The following is an 18,793-nucleotide window of genomic DNA, read 5'->3' on the forward strand; positions in this document are numbered from 1 at the left end:
GGACAGAGCTTAAACTTTGCGCTACCTCATGTACTTCCTCGCGAAGACGGTAAGAAAGACCGCCCACATGAACATTCCGAAGAGGGCCTCAAGGGACGCTATAGCCCTTCCAACACCTATCGGGTGGTAGTCACCGTAGCCGAGGGTTGTAGCCGTTACGATGCTGAAGTACTCGTAGTCGAGGAAGCCGAGCTTGGAGGAGAGTCCCTCGACGCTCCCGGTCATGTAGAAGAGGATGGGAAAAAAGACGTTGACGGCAACTAGCCATATCAGTATCGGCCTCTTCCAGTCGGTTCCGTAGCGGCAGGTCAGGTCGGCGAAGAGCCACTCGAAGAGGGCCTCGCCCCTGTCCAGAATTTTTCTCAGTCCTTTTCTCCTTGAAAGGAGCTTTATTTTCCTCCGGGCGAGCATCTCAAGGTAGTAGTATTCGTCGGCTTTCTCAAAGTCCCCACTCTTCTCCCAGCTTGTTCTGGCGAGGCGGTAGAAGATCTCCTCTGCGTGCGGGTTGCTGAACTGGCACTCCTCGATTATCATGAAGCCCTGAACCGTCAGCTCTACCGGAAGACTTGGCAAGACGGTCAGACCCCACGTTGCATCGGCCTTAATCCGGGACTTCCTGAGGATGAAGTTGCTGTGGATGAGAACGTGAACGAACTCTGGGGCAATCAGGTGACTCCAGCTTATTTCAACGTGGCCGAAGACCTCAAGGTTTTCGAGGACGAGGTTGCCGTGAAAGCCCGCCACCGTCAGGCGAACCTGTCTTTTGAATCGTGGAGTGGTGTCGAAAGAAACGTTCCCGATTACGAGGGATTTGGCCTTTACCATTCTCCTTCCAGCCTCGGAGACCTTGACATCGTGTTCCTCAAGGATTCTCCTCAGTAGGGGATAGCGGGTGTTAATACCTATCCTGCGGACGTCCCTAAGGCCGGAAATCTCCACCGTGCCCCTTGCGCTCTTCTCGCCATAGGCCTCTTCCTCCTCCTTTCCGGTGTACTGGGTTGAGTTCACCATCAGGTATTTGACACTTGAGTCCCTAACTGAAACGTGACTTGCAAAATCCACCCTGAGAATGTTTAGCCCGTAAATCGTTGAGTCCTTCACGAATATGAAGTCGAGCTTAACCTGGAAGAGGATTACCCTTTCGACCGTCGTGTTGAGGAGTATCAGGCCCTTAAACTCGGAGTCCTCAATGACGAGGCTTTTGATTGTGGAGTTCTTGAAGACGAGAACCTTTTCACTCCTGTAGTCCTTTATGGAGACATCGTAGAGGTAGACGCCCTCGAAGTAGCTCTGCCCCGCTCTAAGCCTCCTCTGGAAGGTGCTCGCCTTTACATCTTTTATTCTCTCGCCGAGAAGGGCCTCCCCCTCCTCGTAGGGAACGTGGAGAGGGCAGTATTTTGACCCCTCAAGGGGTTTCAGCCTGCACTTTCTGCCATTCTCATAGGTGTACTCGCACATCGCGCGGAGTTGGGAAAAATAGTATAAAGGTTTTCCGGAGCCTCAGAACTTCAGAACCCTCGCGAGTACTATGAGGGGATCCCAAACCGGAGCGAAGGGCGGGGCGTAGGCAAGATCTGTGAAGAAGGCATCCCTAGTTGTGAACCCGGCCGTTAGCATAGCAGCGGCGGTGTCAATCCTCGCCAGCACGTCCGCACCTACCGCCTGAACGCCGAGGAGCCTGTTGGTCTCGTTGTCAACGACACCCTTAAGCCATATGGGCCTCGCTCCCGGGTAGTAGTGGGGGCGGGTGGTTGCCTTTATGAAGGCCGTCCTGACGTCGTAGCCCTCCTTTATTGCCTCAGCCTCTGTCAGGCCGGTCTTTCCTATCTCAACGTCGAAGAACTTCGTAATGCTCGTCCCGAGGACTCCGGGGAAGTGAATTTCCTTCCCGGCTATGTTGCTCCCGGCCACGTAGCCCATCTTGTTGCCCGCGGGAGCGAGGGGAATCCACACGCGCCTCCCGGTTATTATGTGCCTCGTCTCAGCGACGTCGCCTGCTGCATAAACGTTCTCAACGCTCGTCTGCATCCTCTCGTTCGTCCATATCGCCCCTGTCTCGCCTAGCCTGACGCCCAGCTCCTTGGCAAGCTCGACGTTCGGCCTTATGCCAGTGGCGAGGATGACTATATCCGCCTTGTACTCACCGGCATCGGTGATGACCTTTTCGACTCTTTCCTTACCTTCGATGCGCAGGATTATCTCCTGCGTCCTGAGGTTTATCCTCTTCCTCATCTCCTCCTCAAGGATGTCGGTGATCTCCTTGTCAAAGGCCTTCTTCATGACCCTCTCGTTTCTCTCGATGAGGGTGACGTTCTTCCCCTGGGCGGAGAAGGCCTCAGCCATCTCAACACCGATGTAGCCGCCGCCTATTATCACGACGTCCTCAACGGTGTTCTCCTCCATGTACCGCCTTATAGCGACGGCATCCGGGGGCAAATCAGCCGTGAAAACCCCGGGAAGGTCAACCCCCTCAACGGCCGGAATCCTCGGGGAAGCTCCGTTGGCAAAGACGAGGTAGTCCCACTCGTAGGTTCTCTCTCCACCCTCCTCGCGAACCCTGACGCTTCCCTGCTCGACATCGACAACTTCAGCCTTGAGGTGAAGGTCTATACCGCGCTTCTTTATAAAGACCTCCGGAGGGTAGTGCATGAGCTTTTCCGTTGGCGAGATGCCCTCGACCACGTACGGAATCCCACAGGGGGCATGACTTACCCATTCAGTTGCTTCAAAGACCTTGACGTCCCACTCTGGCCTGAGCCTCTTAACCCTTGAGGCAGCGCTCATTCCAGCGGCACCGCCGCCTATGACAACGACCGTCTTCTTCTCCATGACTGCACCACCAGAAGGGGTTCTAAACCTTTGGTTAAAAAGGTTGATGGGCAGAAACGGTTAATCGGAGCTTTCCTTCTTCGAGAGGAAGTACTTCCTCCCCTTCACCTCGACCATCCTGTAAACGTCCCCCTCCCTGATTGCCATCGGGGGCTTCTCGACCTCGTAGGTCTGGTAGCTCTCCATGTCCATCATCTGGACTTCATCTCTTCCGATGCTCGTCACCATAGCTTCACTCTCCTCGTGCTCCACAGTATCAACTCCCTCCCTCTTCGCGGTCTTCCAGTCCCTGTGCTCTTCCCTACCCGTCGAGAGGTTCCTCAGGGAGATTCCCCTTCCACCCACATCGGTTACCTCGTAAACGTTACCCTCTCTGTCGGCAACTATGTCCCCTTTCCTGAACTTTGGAATCCTCACGCTGACGCTTGTCCGGTAGACTTCCCTGCTCGTCTGCCTGTCCATGCCAACGAGCTCGTAAGCCTCGCTTATCGTACCCCCGAAGCGCTCCTTTATCGCCTGTGCAAGCTTCCTCGCGCTCGATGTTGAACCCATGTAGAAGTCAAGCCCCTCCTCCTTCTCGATGGTATCCTGTATGAAGCCCATCCTGTCCCTGCGCATTATTTCATCGACCTTCTCTTCAACTAATTTTCCTATGGCCTTCCTCTCCTCATCACTCAGGGGTCTTCCCTCGGCGCGGACTTGCAAGATAGCCTCGAAGTAACCACCAAGGAACTTCTGACAGCGGGGGCAGACCGTCTGCCTAACGTAGACGGTGACGTACTTCCTCTCGTCGTGAAGCTCGCGCTGGAGCTCGTGGGTTCTCGCCTTAACGCGAACCTCGTAGGTAACTACCGCAGGGAAGTACTCTATGTGCCAGCTTACGGGAGTGAAGGCAACAAGCGCCTTTCCGAGGGGGAGGCTCTCCACTCCCTCAAGTTCCTCCATTGAAACGACCTCGAACTCCTTAACCTTCTCGCTCAGTGAGTCCTCAAGGACTTCAAGGAGAGCGTTCTCGGCGACCTCGAATATAAGCTCCTCAAGGTCGTAGCTCTTTGGATCGACCCATGTCCCTCTCTTCTTGTAGCTCCCGCAGTTCTGACAGACCTCCGTGTTGATTTCATCCGGAATGAGGAGCACGGGGTTTTCCTTCCGGTAGCAAACCTGACAGAGCCCCTCGATGAGCGGACCGCCTTCCTCCTCGCTTATCCCGCAACGGTAGCAAAAGCGACCTCCCATGGTCTCACCAGATTTGGGGAAGGCGGAGCCTTTAAAAAGTTAGAGGAACAGCTTGGCCATCTGTGCGTGGGGAACACCCTGGATGCGAAGAACCCTCCCAGGATCGATGTAGCCCAGCTCTATGGCCCTGGTTACACACCGCTCCCCAGTCAGGTTTGCTATTGTTGCCTCTTCCAGCAGTTCTTTGAGCCTGTCCTCCTCAACGAGCTCGCCCCTGTAGAACCTCTCTTTGACCTCCAGCTTAAGCTCCCCCTCTCTGAAGGTCTTACCGAGAAGCTCCTCATCGCATGCCGCTAAAAGAACTTCACCCTGAACGCGATAAACCTTCACGTATATCATTTGACCACCGGGAGAAAAGGGAAAGCAGAGGTTAAAAAATTTGGGAGTTCAGGAAACTCCCGCTCCCTCCAGGAGGTCAATGGCCTCCTTGAGGTAGGCGTAGGCCTTTCTGAGGTGTATGAAGACCCTCGGATCGCCGAGGTTGAGGACTACCGCACCTCCTGAGGCGGTGGTGGCTTCCCGGTACTCTGCAATCGCCATCTTGTAGAGCTCCTCCGCCTTCTGGAGGGTCTCGTTGTCTATTCCGGCAGTGAGGGCCTTCTGGTACAGCTTGCTGAAGGTCTCGTTGTACCTGACGAAGTTGTGGTAGTACATGTAGTTGAGCATCATGAGGGTCATCGTCGTTGTCCTGAGGACTGAGACCGGGTAGGTGTACTTAACCTCAATCGTACCGACGCTGTGGAGCTGGACGGTCACCTCAAGGACCTTGGTGGTTCCGTCGTCCTCGACGACCTTGTAGTCAAGGACGTCCGCGCCAGTTGCGGTAACGGTGTAGTTATGTATTCTCGACGGTATCGAGACGTAGAGGGTAGCCACCGTTCCGTGGTCGCCTTCGAAGGTGATGTTGACGACACCACCCTCGTTGGTCTCGTTTCTCGTGATGTTGAGTATCTTGACCTCACCGTTGAGGGCGTTGACGACCTCTGCACCAGTCTCCTTAGCCTCCTCAATGGTCTGCTCCGTGACAGGTCTCACGGCAAAGACACCGGCGTTGTTGGAGTCGTTGTAGTCGAGCGGGCTGGTGACCTTTATCATGTACTCGTGCAGTTCGGTATCGGTAATCGGCAGTGGGATGCTGTCCACGAGGGTTGAGTTGGCTGGCAGGACTATGTTGTAGGTAAGGAACGGTATCTCAGCTCCGTCCCTGTAGAACTCCACGGTTATCGGTGCATCGACCTCTCCGAGGTTCTTGATTGCGTAGGTTATGTTGAGGTCGCCTCCGAGCTCAACGTCGCCGGTGTAGGTAAAGGTTGTGACAGCGATGTCGGTCTTTGCCTGGGCAGGCAGTATCGTCACCGGAACCGTCATGAGTGGCCATCTCTTGATTGTGCCGAGCACGAGGAAGCCCTTGAACGGGATGGTAGTGTTGGTTATGTTGTAGTAGGTCTCTATAACGTAGTCACCGTCACCGGTGTATGTGACGTTGTAAACGCCAATCCTGTCGGTGGGCACTACCTCGGTTATGTACATGCTGAAGGTCGCTTCTCCCGGGGCTTCGTTGTCCCATGAGTATGCCTCAAGGATGTACTGGCCGGGCATTGGGTTGTCCACGTGGATGTGCTCGTTGGTTCCCCATGTGGTTGCAGAGGCAACCAGCTCAAGAGTTCCACTGTTGTTGTAGTAGAGGAAGAAGTCAACGTCCAGTATGTTGGGTGGGAATACTGACTCCGTGGTTATGTCTATGCTCATCGTGTCGTTGGGCACCGTGAAGTTGAAGTAGGTGCTGTTTCCTGTCGGCGGAGCAACGATGTTGAGGTACGGTGTCGTCTCGGAAATGTAGCCGAAGGGCTTGTCCGTCCTTATCGGGCCGAGGAAGTCTGGGACATGAACGGCTATCTCACCAGTGCCGGTGGAAGTGTTAGCGAAGACCTTCCACTCCATCGGCTTCGTGTAGGCGACACCAACATGGCCGGCGAACTTCATTGGATAACCGAAGAGCGGGTACAGGAAGATGTTGTGTAGCACTATGGAGTGCAGTCCCTTGCTCGCGGGTGCCTTCACTATCTCCTCGAAGTAGCTTCCTGTCTCGGTGCACGGCTCGAAGAAGCCTCCCCCTGCATAACCCTCGCATCCCTGTGCGATTTCCTCAAGGGTGTAGGGTCCAAAGACGCTGGCGTTGCTGACACTCCAGCTGTCAACGAGCGGGCCGAGGAGGTGAACGTTTATGTCACCCGGCTGATCCCACATCAGGTCTGTGACTATGACCCCGTTCTCGTGCTCACTGTTGAAGTAGAAGAACCTCCAGTCACCGGTCTCGTATCTCCATCCCCAGTCGTAGACGCCGTAGACGTAGGAGTTGTCGTAGAGGCCGTTGCTTGTCCTGTTCTCTCCACCAAAGGCGAAGTCCGCGCTCGGAGAGGCGACGACAACGCTCACAGGTATTGTCGACTCGTGGTTGCCGTACTTAACGTAGATTGCCCCCTCGTAGATTCCGTAGGGTGTGTCTTTCGGAAGGGTTATCGTGGCGGTGAATGTGAGCTTTCCGGTGAAGTTGGTCGTGAAGCTCTGCTTTCCGTTGACCGTGACCCACTTCCAGGGCTCGCGCTTGAAGAACTCAACCTTTATGGTCGCCGGATAGTTCTCGTCCGGGTAGACCCTGAGGAGGACGAGCCTGCCGTTGGCCCTCTTGAGCGGATCGTGGACGGTGAACGAGACTATGTTGCCCTCCTTGCCGTCATCGTTAACGCGGGTCATCTCTCCTGTGGTCGGGTCATAGAAGTAGACTCTGACGAACGGGTTGGCAAAGTAGGTCGAGTACATCGTTACCTTCATCAGTTCTGCATCAGACGGTATGTACGGGGTCAGGTCGATCCAGACGCTACTCTCATTGCTGACGTTGACGTTGAAGTCCTGTTCGCCTATCTTTTCAAAGACCATTGGCTCAACGGTGACCTTCTTTATGAAGCCGTAGTTGGTCAGCGTGAAGGTCTTGCTGGCACTTTCTCCCGGATACATCACGTTCGGGAATGCCGGATAGTCGGTCTTGCCCGGCTGCCAGCTCGTGGGCTGTATGAGGATTCCGTTCTTGCCGAGTGCCAGCTCAACTGCTCTTGTCGCGTTGAGGTAGCCAGCACCCTGTCTGAAGACGTCGGTGTTTATGTTCTCTGCGGAACTCTTGAGGATGTCCCTAACTAGATCACTGGTTGGCCAAGTACCGTGAGCCTTGTAGTAGGCCTCGTAGACGAGAGCCGTTATCCCAGCCGCGACCGGGGTTGCCATCGAGGTTCCGCTGAAGAGCCACTGGGCGTACATTCCGTTGAGGTGGTAATTGACGTAGTCAGCCTCGGCACCGTAGGCACCCGTGGCAAGGACATCGTCCTTGGCCTGTCCGAGACCGTTAGGCCCACCGTCTGACCAGCCGATGACGTCGCCAAATGCAACCTCACCGCTGTCCCATCCAAGCGGGACGCGATAGCCACTGTCAGTTGCTGCTCCAACGGTTATAACACCCGGAGAGGCACCCTCGTCAGTCACGGTTCCGTATCCCGGTCCACCGTTTCCAGCCGCGTAGAGAATGGCCACGTGCGGGGCGAAGTAGTGGGTCAAGTAGTAGAGGAACCTGTCGTCATAGTTGAAGCCCTTAGTTATCGTGTAGGAGTTTCCGTAGCTGTTACTGACCACCTGGGCCTCATCGCCCGTATCCGGGATGCCATCGTAACCGGAGGTCGCGAAGAACATCGCGCTCATCCAGTCAACGCTGGAAGTCCATGTCGTGAGCAGTGGGACTGCCATTATCTTCGCACCAGGAGCAGTTCCGTAGATTGGGTACTCCTCTCCAGGCTGGGCTGGGACGTACATTATACCAGAGAATTTGATTCCATCGTAGTATACTCTGTCCCCTCTAGCAGCTGCAGAGGACGCACATCCGGTTCCGTGCGGTATGCCGAAGTAATCAATCATGAATGCTACCAGACTTCCCGCCTCAGGAACCTTGAATGGTATGCCCATGTCTGCGAGGTGCCACCTCTGGTAGTAGATGTCCGAATAGGGTATCGGCTTCTGGCCGTCGGCTATGTAGTAGACGAGACCACCCGAGATGTCAGGCAACCCGTCGCCGTTCAAGTCCCAGGCAACGACTGGGTTGTCCTTACCATGACCGACGTCGTCGTTGAAGTCAACGAACATTCCAAAGTCGGTCGTGAGTGAGACGTAAACCTCGTCGTACTTACCGGGCTCGTTTGGATCGGCCGTTAGAACGTTCGGAGCGAGATAGAAGTTGTTCATGAAGGCCAGGAACAGGTCTGGATGGAACCCAAGGTGAACCTCACCGCTCTTGAGCGGGACGTTGAGGTTGTTGTCCATCGGGAGCCTGACGCCGAAGATTGGGAGGTAGTACGTGCTGTTTCCAATGGGTATGGCTATGACAGGTATCGCCATGTATCCATCGCCGATGACTTCAGTTCCGTTCATTGGGGAGGGAACATCCGCGAGGTCTATGAGTGACGGGATCAGGAATGGGAGGTTGAAGCCATAGCCAGTGTAGTCGTAAACCATCCCTATACCTCTGTTAAACCTCCTGACCGAGACGTTGAATGTTCCAAGGTCGAGGACTGTGGGTATTCCTATGTCGGGCATTGAGTCCGTGGCGTTTATGTGGAGGTACTGGACGGTGAAGTTCGCAAGGGCGGTCTGGTTCTCCTCAAGCTCGCTCAGGGTCTGGTAGAGGTAGTCGGCACTGAAGAGAACAAGATTGCCACCCTTCTTGAGGTAGCTGGCTATAACTTCGGTGTCATTTCCAATGAACGACTCATTGTCCTCACCGGTGAACATTATGACGAGGTCGTAGTTGCTGAAGGTGTCATTTGGAAGGCCCTCACCGGCGGGGATGGTTATCCTGTCGTATGGAATGCCGAGAGCGTCGAGGGCCTCGTAGTAGTACTTCTCAAAGTCAAGGTAGTTGCCACCGTTGTTCTGGCCACCGTCGTCGTCAACGACGAGAACCCTGCTTATTCCTCCGCTCTTCGAGGCGACCCAGTTGAGTATGTCAGCGAGAACCTTTACCCTGTCTGACTTGTTCGGTATGCTGGCCAGGCTCATCCCAGAGAAGACGACGCTGTAGTTGTAGGTTGAGTTGTAGTAACCAACTATGTAAGGAGCACTGAGGATTGTATAGAACCCTGTGAGATAGGAAGTGTTGGCGTACTCGTTCATGAAGCCGTAGTTAAAGAGGGCATCCGGAAACGCCGTGCCGAAGGCCAAGTACTGGAAGAGGCTTCCTGGGTCGTACATTATGGGCCATCCGTAGTAGGGTGAGTCCTTGTTGGTGTCCACAGCATAAGCATCCATTAAGGCTGGATTGCCGAAGTCAACGCCAGTATCGAGGATTGCAATCTTAACACCGCTACCGTTGATGTCGTACTTCTTCCAAGCGTTCATGGCACCGTTGTGCTTGACGACGTACATGTCGTCTGGCTCAAGCCTCGGAGTTTTGGAGGCCTCGGACTTGAGAACCGGAACCTTGGTGTTGAGGAGGCTCTTCCTGTCAATTAGCTCCCACGGGAGCTTGTCCTTCTTACCGTAAAGGGAGCTTATGAACTTCCTGTGGGCGCTTATCTGATTGAGCTTTACCTGAAGCTCTGGATACTGTTTTGCAAGCTTCTCAAAGCTTTGCATAAGCTCCATTGCGCTTATAGTCTCCACTGACCCAGAGCCCACTAACTCTGGCTTAACCACGTCAATCGTCTTAACATCAGGAATGCTAGCGAGCTTTATGAGAAGTGCATCGCTCCTCTCGCCAACGGGTACCATTATGTTGTAGACGTAAAAGCCATCGATGTTCGCGTATCCAAAGACCTTGACGCCCCTTGGAACCTGCACTTCCCCGGTGGCAACGAAATACGCTGGAACGTACTGCTCTCCCTTGATCGTCTTGATTAGGTCAGGCTGTTCGCCCTTTACTGCCTTAAGGAGCACGGGATTTATTTTTTCCTGAGGTGCCACTGCACTCTGGGAAGTTCCACCCTTCAGTATCTTAGGTGACGGAGCATAAGCGGCTGTCGTACTCTGGGGCACTGAACCGCTCGTGGCCAGAGCCGGCACCGTAAGTGGCACCAGCGAGGCCACCATCAACAGGGCGATTAACACGCCCAACGCTTTCCTGTTCATTTTAAACCACCTCTGCCTATGGTAGGACTACTAACCACTAGAAACCTAGGCAGTCTCCGATATAAATATTTCGACTTGAGTATACAAGAAAATGTTCTAGAAGACGCTTGTGGACTTCAAGGAACTTCCTGTAACGGGAGCCAAAGACTTTTTAACTCATTGTGGAAAAACAGGCCGTCGTGAGAAACAGGTGATGAGCATGAAAACTGTCAAAGTCGTAGCTCTCATAGTTGTCATAGCCCTCATAGGACTTGGCATTAACAAGGTGGTTCAGCACTACCAGGGCGGGGAGATATATGAGGCAGCAAACAAAGCTTACGGCCTTCTCGTTAAGGGCTTCAACGTCACAGTCCATATAGAGACCGTTGACGGCAAAAACATCACCGGAACGCTCCTCAGCGTCAGGGGTTCAACGATAACGGTCGTAATCAAAGGAACTCCAATGACAGTTGGGGGACCGGAGGCGACTAAGGAAGAGGTAAAGGCAAGGCTGATAAGGATTGAGCACCACGGCAAGGTCTACCTCTACGAGGTTCCACCGATGGAGGGGATTGGAGAAAAGGTGTTCTCCTCCTTGATTCCCAAGGGCAAGGTTTACTCTGTCAGGTTTTCGGGGAAGATATACGTTGAGGGCAACGTCTCCCCCATAACCATCGGAAAGCTGAAATACAGGGCCGACTACCTGACCTACGGTTCGCTCACAATAAACCAGTTCTCGTCGAGGGGGGCAATTCTAACCGCCAACATGGTGCCGGTCCAGTACCTCCTGAATGACCTCAAGGATTATCGCGTTTTTGCCTACGGGATTCTCTACGTCAACTCGGAGGAGAGGAACATGCCCCTCAAGATTATAGAGGTGAGGGCGGGATGAGTGACCTGCCCCACCTAATACCCCTCTTCTTCATGCTCTACGTTGCCCTCGGACTGGCCGAGCCCAAGACGATAGCGGTGAGCGTTGCCTTTGCCATCTTCATAGCCTGGGGAATCGAGAGGGGAAAGAATGTCGAATGGAAGGACTACGGGCTTGATGTTGAGGATAAGTACATCGTCTGGGCCTTCTGGCTCTCCCTCGCGATAGTCGGTCTTCAGATTGGCATGCTCCACAAGGTTCCCCTCCTGAACCCCGCCGTGCGGACGAACCTGAACCCAAGGCTCACCGCCCTCACTTACTTCCTCGGCGTCCCGTCGTCGGTCTACCTCTTTATGAAGGGCAGGCGCTACTCCCTGCTCTACCCGGTTGTAGTGGCCCTCTATGCCTACAGAACACCAGTCGTTGTTTCAGCTCTCGCCCTTGGCATAGCATACTACCGGGAGAGAAACCTCCCCGGGAAGAAAAGCCTGCTCGCCCTGTCCGGGATAGCGGGAGGGGGCCTGCTCCTCTTCCTCCTCGTGACGTTCCTGAGGGGTAACGGGCTTTCCAGTCTCTGGACCAGAATCCAGAGCACCGTCTCGGTTCTCGACGTCATAGTGTGGCGGGGAGGGTGGAGCGGTTACTACAAGGGTGCACTCCAGTGGGCGGGGATGAAGTCATACCTCGGACACGGCTACGCCCCCAGGGGACTTGTTGCAAAGTTCCTTTACGTCCACACAGGGGCAACTATAACACCAACTCTCTTGGGCGGGATGTACCTGGACTTTGGGGTCTTCGCTCTCATCGAGGGCTTTCTCCTGGGCCTTTACTACGGCATGCTGACCAAGGCTGAGCACCCAATAACGAAGGCCCTCTACTATTCCACCTTAGCTTACGGTATCGTGGGCGTTGAGACTGGACTCCTCGACCTACCGGTCTATGCCCTCTTCCTTCTGGCAGTTTACATACTCTATCGCGGGTGGAGGGTCGTCCGTGAGGGCTGAGAACCTTTTCTGGTCCATAGCCCTCCTCTACCTCCTCCTTGCGTTTCTCTCGAAGTTTATCTTCCCGGAACTTGGAAGGCCCGGGCTGTTGCCCCTAGCTTACGCCCTTGCCTTTCTCGCCTCGATGGCCCTGGGATTTTTTATATCGGAAAGGATTCCCGAGAAGGTGAGGGGGACAACCTACCTTTCCCTCTTTTCAGCCGTTCTTCTCGCGACCAGTCCGGTTATCTTCCTGATATCGCTTCCCATGTTTTTCCTCCTTGCCTTTTTCGTGCTCTGCGAATCCTATACCCTGCTAAAAAAGTCCCTTTACGCCCTCGGAATCACCCTCCTCATCCTGCTTCCCCTCTCAGGGGTTTTTCTGGCCGGTGTTCCCATTATGGAACCGGCAAGCAGGTTTTCAAGATTTAGGTTTCTGTATCTTGCCTCGGGCTACGTCGTGGTCGTTCTGCTCTCGGCTAAGCCAGACTGGAGGGTTCTCCTCTGGGGGATTACCATAGGGATCATCTCGACCTTCAGGACGGTTGTTTTGGGAGTTGCGCTGGCCTACACCTTCGGTCTGCTCCTTGAAAGAAAACGGCCGAGGCCCGGCCCGCTCATTGCGATAACCCTCGGGCTTGCTCTGGCCCTAGTCGTCAGGTATCACGCCACCCTTTCCAGTTACTCCACGTGGCATCTGGGCATAGCTGAGAGCATCCTCTACAGGCCGGGGGTTACCTATACTGTCTACGAGAGGCTTTTCAACCTCGGCTTTCCATGGGGAAAGGGATGGATACTCATCTCCAGCAATCCAAAGCTTTACGTTGGCCATCTCTTTGGAAGGGACGTTGGCTACACCTACACCCTCTTCGGCCAGCCCGCTTACGACCTCGGCCTCCTCGGGCCCGTCGAGGGTCTAATCCTTGGAATGGCCCTAAGAGACTCCATAAGGATGAAAGAGACAACTGTAATGGGCCTAACCCTCCTCAGCCTGGCGGTTCCGATAGGGTTGGACGCCTTCTTTTTCTCGGCATTGATGGCCATTGCCTCAATCCCAACGGAGGTGGTATCTTGCAGGACAAGAAGGCTCTGTCAATAGTGGTCTTTGGGGTGGCTCTCGCGCTCTCGCTCGTGACATTTCCCCCCTGGGACACCCTGACCTACGATGGGGCCCTCTACATCGACATAGCCAGGAACCTCGCGAAGAGCCCGGCGAACTTCACATACCAGGGTGTTTACATGATGTATCGTCCCCCATTCTATCCATACACACTCTCCCTCTTCTTCCACTTCCTCCACGATCCGCTCAATCAGCTTAAGGTTGCTAGGCTCGTCTCGGCAATCTTCTTCTCGCTCACGGCCGTCCTGACCTTCCTGCTCGCTCTGGAGTTGCTTAAGGACGGGAAAAAGGCCCTAATGGCCTCGGCGTTTTTCATCCTCAATCCCCTTGCCTTCACCATGGGGACGAGGGAGCTCGTCCACAGCGAGTTCACCTTCTTCTATACTTTGGCCGTTTACCTCCTCTACACGGGAAAACGAAAAAGGGAAGGGATTAGAATTTATTTAGCCTTCCTCTCGGCGGGCCTCGCGATACTTACCAGATACACAGGCCTCTCCATAGTGGGGGTCTTTCTCCTCTACCTCTGGCTGACCGAATACTGGGAATGGACAAAGAGGCGCGAATACTGGCTGGGCTTTGGAGTTCTGGCCCTCACCCTTGCCCCCTGGCTCTACCTCGGCCACCTTCACTACGGGGGCTTTTTAAGGCCCTTCGAAGTTGCCTCCCGCGTCGTTACCCTCGACAGGCCCATTGACGTCTCGACCTACTTCAAGTGGCTCGAAAAAGACCTTGGAAGGAGTTTCCTCGTCCTTGTTTTCTTCGGCCTCATAAGGTTGAGACAGGACGAGGAGGGCTGGCTGATTCTCAGCTGGTTCTCCGTCGGTTTGCTCGGCATACTCACAGTAACCCACAAGGAAACGCGGTTCATAACTTTCCTCTCCCCGGTCATGGCAATTCTCGCCTTCAAGGGTGTCGAGTTGATGATTGAAGCGACCGAAAAAGCCCTCCCAACGAGGATAAACCCAAAGGAATGGAAAAAGCCCGCAGTTCTCGCGCTGTCACTTCTCCTCCTCATCCCAGTTGGCCTCAACGCGGTTCACCTGAAGGAGCGCTGGAACGCTGTGGGACAGTACGATTCAAGGGTGCTTAGGTATTCGAGTGAACACTACACCGGAAGTGAGCTTCTGGTGTCCCCCTACCTTTACACGATGGCAGGCTTCTATTATCCCGGAGCCCACGTTGAGATGATACTTAAGAAGAAAAGTGTCGAGGAGAAGATAGCTAAAGCCGAATACGATGTGATAATCCACAAGGACCCCAACACATACCTCAACATCCTCACGAGCGGTAACTACGTCCTCGTGAAGGAGTTCTACGGCGGGAAGTTCAAGGTGTTCGTGGCAAAGAGACTCCTCTGATAGCCTGAATCCCCCCAGTTTCTAAATGGACATGTTTTTCCCAATTTTCATTTCTATGCATCAAAGAACAGCACTGTATAGTTAATTTTAAAAACGACCGCTCGATATATCACCCGCAGTAATTAAACGGAGGTAATCGCCATGAGCGAATACAGGTTTATAAAGTGGTTCGAGGAGCTCAGCAAGAAGGACGTTCCCCTCGTGGGTGGAAAGGGTGCAAACCTCGGCGAGCTCACCAACGCCGGAATACCAGTTCCGCCCGGGTTCTGTGTTACCGCCGAGGCCTACAAGTACTTCGTCGAGAACGTCAAGCTTAACAAAGGTGACATCGAAAGGATAATGGGAGAAAAAGCCAAGAGCGGCGTTCTCACAGAGGTTCTTGAGGAGGCCTCTGATGAGCCAAGACCACTTCAGGACTGGATTATGGACATAGTCAGCAGAACTAACGTTGACGACAGCAGAGAGCTCCTTGACAACACCGCCGTTATTAGGGAGCTAATAGAGAGCATCCCAATGCCCGAAGAGATAAAGACCGAGGTTCTGGATGCATACCACAAACTCAGCCAGAGGTTCGGGAAGGAAGCCGTTTACGTCGCCGTTCGCTCCTCAGCTACCGCTGAAGACCTTCCAGAGGCGAGTTTCGCCGGCCAGCAGGAGACATACTTGGATGTCTACGGTGATGACGACGTTATAGACAAGGTCAAGAAGTGCTGGGCTTCACTCTGGACCGCTCGCGCTACCTTCTACCGGGCCAAGCAAGGCTTCGACCACAGGAAGGTCTACCTCTCAGCTGTCGTCCAGAAGATGGTTAACAGCGAGACCAGCGGTGTTATGTTTACAGCGAACCCTGTCACCAACGACAGGAACGAGATAATGATTAACGCCGCTTGGGGACTTGGCGAGGCCGTCGTCAGCGGTGCCGTTACTCCAGATGAATATATCGTCGAGAAGGGCACCTGGAAGATAAAAGAAAAGTATATCGCCAAGAAGGAAGTCATGTACATCCGCAACCCGGAGACAGGTAAGGGTACTGTTCTCGTCAAAGTTGCCGACTACCTCGGTCCGGAATACGTTGAGAAGCAGGTTCTCACCGACGAGCAGATAATTGAAGTCGCTAAGATTGGAGCCAAGATTGAAGAGCACTATCAGTATCCGCAGGACATCGAGTGGGCCTACGACAAGGACGACGGAAAGCTCTACATCGTCCAGAGCAGGCCAATAACAACCCTTAAGGAGGTGCCAAGCGAGAGCGAGGAGGTCGAGGAGACCGAGGAGATGGAGGTCATACTCAAGGGTCTTGGAGCCTCACCCGGTATCGGTGCCGGTAAGGTCGTCATCATCTTTGACGCCAGCGAGATTGACAAAGTCAAAGAGGGTGACGTTCTCGTAACCACAATGACTAACCCCGACATGGTTCCAGCAATGAAGAGAGCCAGTGCTATCGTTACCGATGAGGGTGGAAGAACGTGCCATGCCGCAATAGTTGGTAGAGAACTCGGAATCCCAACCGTTGTCGGAACCAAAGAGGCAACCAAGAAGCTCAAGGACGGCATGCTTGTTACTGTTGATGGAACCAGAGGTGTCGTCTACAAGGGCATAGTCAAGAGCCTCGTCAAGAAGGAGAAGGAAGAGAAGACCGAGGGCAAGGTCGTCGTCGCAGGCGCTCCGCTTATCACTGCCACCGAGGTCAAGGTCAACGTCTCAATGCCCGAGGTGGCTGAGAGGGCTGCAGCAACCGGTGCAGACGGCGTTGGACTTCTCAGGGCTGAGCACATGATACTCGGCATAGGCGCCCACCCGGTCAAGTTCATCAAGGAAGGTAAAGAGGAGGAGCTCGTCGAGAAGCTCGTTGAGGGCATCAGGAAGGTCGTCGAAGCCTTCTATCCGAGGCGCGTCTGGTACAGGACCCTCGATGCTCCGACCAACGAGTTCCGCGAGCTTCCGGGCGGAGAGGACGAGCCGGTCGAGAGGAACCCGATGCTTGGCTGGAGAGGCATCAGGCGCGGTCTCGACCAGCCGGAGCTTCTCAAGGCCGAGTTCAAGGCTATCAAGCGGCTCGTCGATGAGGGTTACGACAACATCGGCGTCATGCTCCCGCTTGTCAGCCACCCAGAGCAGATAAGGAAAGCTAAAGAGATAGCTCGCTCAGTCGGCCTCGAACCCCACAAAGACGTCGAGTGGGGTGTCATGATTGAGACTCCAGCTTCAGCTCTCATAATCGAAGACCTCATAAAAGAAGGCCTTGACTTCGTCAGCTTCGGCACCAACGACCTCACCCAGTACACCCTTGCCATCGATAGAGACAACGAGCGCGTCTTCAAGCTTTACGACGAGAAGCACCCGGCAGTACTCAAGCTCATCAAACACGTCATCAAGGTCTGCAAGAAGTACGGCGTCGAGACCAGCATCTGCGGCCAGGCCGGCAGCGACCCGAAGATGGTCAGGCTCCTCGTCAGGATGGGCATCGACAGCGTCTCAGCCAATCCAGACGCCGTCGAGCTCATCAGGAAGACCGTTTACCGCGAGGAGCAGAAAATCAAGCTCGAAGCCGCTCGCAAGAGGCTTTTTGAGGAAGAGGACGAGCTCGACTTCTGATTTCCTACCTTTTCTCTTGTCTTTCTTTCCAGCGCGGGGCGATTTCAACTCGAACCTTCAAACAACCACTTTTGACCTTGGTATCGGCGTTTTTGCCTTGGTGACTGGCTCTTTTATCCACGATAAGCTTTTTATTCCCACGTTTCGATAGCCATCTCAATGAGACGTAAAGTGGAGCAGATGCGTGAGCAGATTCTCAGCGGGCCGATAGTTAAGACTCTCATCCTGTTAGCTTATCCGCTAATAATCAACAGGCTCGTTCAGGTTCTCTACAACCTCACCGATACATTCTGGCTGGGCAAACTCGGAAGGATCGAACTTTCAGCCCCAGGAACCGCTTGGCCCCTCGTGTGGTTCTTCATGAGCATAGGTATGGGGTTTGCCACAGCAGGCTTCGCCTTCGTGAGCCAGTACGTAGGTGCCAGAGAATACGAAAAGGCCAACCGTTCCGCCGGAGCGCTCTATTCCCTCATGCTCATCTTCGCCACAGCGGTTGGAGTAACGGGCGTGCTTCTCGCTCCAGAACTGCTCCGTCTGATGAACGTCAGCGATACAATATACCCCTACGCGCTCAGCTACACGATGGTAATCTTCGCCGGAATACCATTCTCCTTCACACTCTTCGCCTTCAACTTTCTCCTGAGGGCCGTTGGGGACACCAAAACGCCGGTGAAGATAAACATCGCCACGGTAATCCTCAACATAGTTCTCGATCCACTCCTCATCTTCGGCATCGGGCCTTTCCCTAGGCTGGGGGTTACTGGCGCTGCAGTGGCCACAATGTTCTCGAACAGCGTTGGCTCGGTCGTGGGCGGTTACCTCCTCTTCACCGGGAAAGTGGGGATACACTTAACTCCAGAGACGCTTAAGCCGGACGTTAGGTTCTACTCTAAAATCTTCCGCGTCGGCCTTCCGGCGAGCATAGGGAACTCCACTACCGCTTTGGGCTTCGTTATACTCACGAGGGTCATCTTCACCGTTGGCGGGCTTTACGGACAGACACATGGAATCCCGAACTTTGAGGACGTTGCCTTCGCCACCTACAGCATAACCAACAGGCTTACCAACTTCATGTTCGCCTTCTCAGACGGGATAAGCATGGCCATGGGGACAATGGTGGGGCAAGCTATAGGGGCGAAGCTCTACGATAGGGCAAAAGAGATAGCCGAGAAGACGATGGCCATAAACTTTACGATACTCGGCGTTGGAACGCTCCTCTTCATATTCTTCCGGGTGCCCATCTTCCGGTTCTTCATAAACGACCCGGCCGTTATAGCCGAGAGTGCCAAAGTTGTAAAGTACTTTTCGGCCTCACTTCCTTTCTTCGGAGTCTTCTCGGCCGTGAACAACACCTTCCAGAGCGCCGGGCAGACGAAGAAGAGCATGGTGCTCGGGATGGTAAGGCTCTGGGGGATAAGGCTTCCACTCAGCTACGGGCTGGGCCTTCTAACGAGAGACACTGCCGGAATGTGGCTCGGTATGGGCCTGAGCAACTTTTTAGGGGCTGTTATTGCCCTCGCATGGTTCCTCAGGGGGAGCTGGATGAAGGCAATAATCGAGGAGTAGCTTTTTATTGGTGCGTTTCGACTACTGTCTCACCGTGGTGGCGATGGAGAGGGCAAAGCTCAGGGCGATGAGGGAGGAGATACTGAACGGG

The 18,793-nt window shown here is 54.2% G+C and carries 11 protein-coding genes; 6 read left to right on the forward strand and 5 right to left on the reverse strand.

Going from position 1 to position 18,793, the window contains the following annotated elements; all coding sequences use genetic code 11:
• Positions 1-21: 21 nt before the first annotated feature.
• The 5 genes from MVC73_RS04250 to MVC73_RS04270 are packed head-to-tail and all read right to left on the reverse strand — an operon-like array spanning position 22 to position 10,230.
• A complete protein-coding gene (locus MVC73_RS04250; RefSeq protein ID WP_297507322.1) occupies positions 22-1,458 on the reverse strand; it encodes a potassium channel family protein in 1,437 nt (478 codons plus the stop codon).
• A gap of 42 nt (positions 1,459-1,500) precedes the next feature.
• Positions 1,501-2,829, reverse strand: coding sequence for a CoA-disulfide reductase (cdr, locus tag MVC73_RS04255; protein WP_297507326.1), 1,329 nt, complete (start codon positions 2,827-2,829; stop codon positions 1,501-1,503).
• Positions 2,830-2,889: 60 nt separating this feature from the next.
• Complete coding sequence (locus tag MVC73_RS04260) at positions 2,890-4,065, reverse strand: 60S ribosomal export protein NMD3 (RefSeq protein WP_297507329.1); 1,176 nt, start codon at positions 4,063-4,065, stop codon at positions 2,890-2,892.
• A 39-nt stretch (positions 4,066-4,104) separates the two neighbouring features.
• Positions 4,105-4,404 carry a DUF424 domain-containing protein gene (locus tag MVC73_RS04265; protein ID WP_297507333.1) on the reverse strand — a complete coding sequence of 100 codons (300 nt, stop codon included), beginning with the start codon at positions 4,402-4,404 and terminating at the stop codon, positions 4,105-4,107.
• Positions 4,405-4,452: 48 nt separating this feature from the next.
• Positions 4,453-10,230 carry a S8 family serine peptidase gene (locus MVC73_RS04270; RefSeq protein WP_297507336.1) on the reverse strand — a complete coding sequence of 1,926 codons (5,778 nt, stop codon included), beginning with the start codon at positions 10,228-10,230 and terminating at the stop codon, positions 4,453-4,455.
• Between the two features lie 193 nt (positions 10,231-10,423).
• On the opposite strand from MVC73_RS04270, the gene MVC73_RS04275 reads away from it, so the two are divergent.
• From MVC73_RS04275 to MVC73_RS04300, 6 genes are all read left to right on the forward strand, one after another.
• Complete coding sequence (locus MVC73_RS04275; protein ID WP_366938928.1) at positions 10,424-11,101, forward strand: hypothetical protein; 678 nt, start codon at positions 10,424-10,426, stop codon at positions 11,099-11,101.
• The gene (locus MVC73_RS04280) at positions 11,098-12,084 is read left to right on the forward strand and encodes a hypothetical protein (protein ID WP_297507339.1); all 987 of its coding nucleotides are present in this window, start codon (positions 11,098-11,100) and stop codon (positions 12,082-12,084) included. Before MVC73_RS04275 ends, MVC73_RS04280 begins: the two co-directional genes overlap by 4 nt.
• Positions 12,074-13,162: a hypothetical protein gene (locus MVC73_RS04285; protein WP_297507342.1), complete on the forward strand. Its 1,089-nt coding sequence runs from the start codon at positions 12,074-12,076 to the stop codon at positions 13,160-13,162. Before MVC73_RS04280 ends, MVC73_RS04285 begins: the two co-directional genes overlap by 11 nt.
• Entirely contained in the window at positions 13,135-14,541 is a 1,407-nt protein-coding gene (locus MVC73_RS04290) for a glycosyltransferase family 39 protein (protein WP_297507345.1), read from the forward strand. Before MVC73_RS04285 ends, MVC73_RS04290 begins: the two co-directional genes overlap by 28 nt.
• A 141-nt stretch (positions 14,542-14,682) precedes the next feature.
• Positions 14,683-17,136 (forward strand): phosphoenolpyruvate synthase, encoded by a 2,454-nt coding sequence (gene ppsA, locus MVC73_RS04295; RefSeq protein ID WP_297507347.1) that lies wholly within the window; start codon positions 14,683-14,685, stop codon positions 17,134-17,136.
• A 159-nt stretch (positions 17,137-17,295) separates the two neighbouring features.
• Positions 17,296-18,702, forward strand: coding sequence for an MATE family efflux transporter (locus MVC73_RS04300; RefSeq protein WP_297507353.1), 1,407 nt, complete (start codon positions 17,296-17,298; stop codon positions 18,700-18,702).
• Positions 18,703-18,793 lie beyond the last annotated feature (91 nt).

Origin of the sequence: Thermococcus sp. (genome assembly GCF_027052235.1) — an archaeon.
GTDB lineage: Archaea > Methanobacteriota_B > Thermococci > Thermococcales > Thermococcaceae > Thermococcus.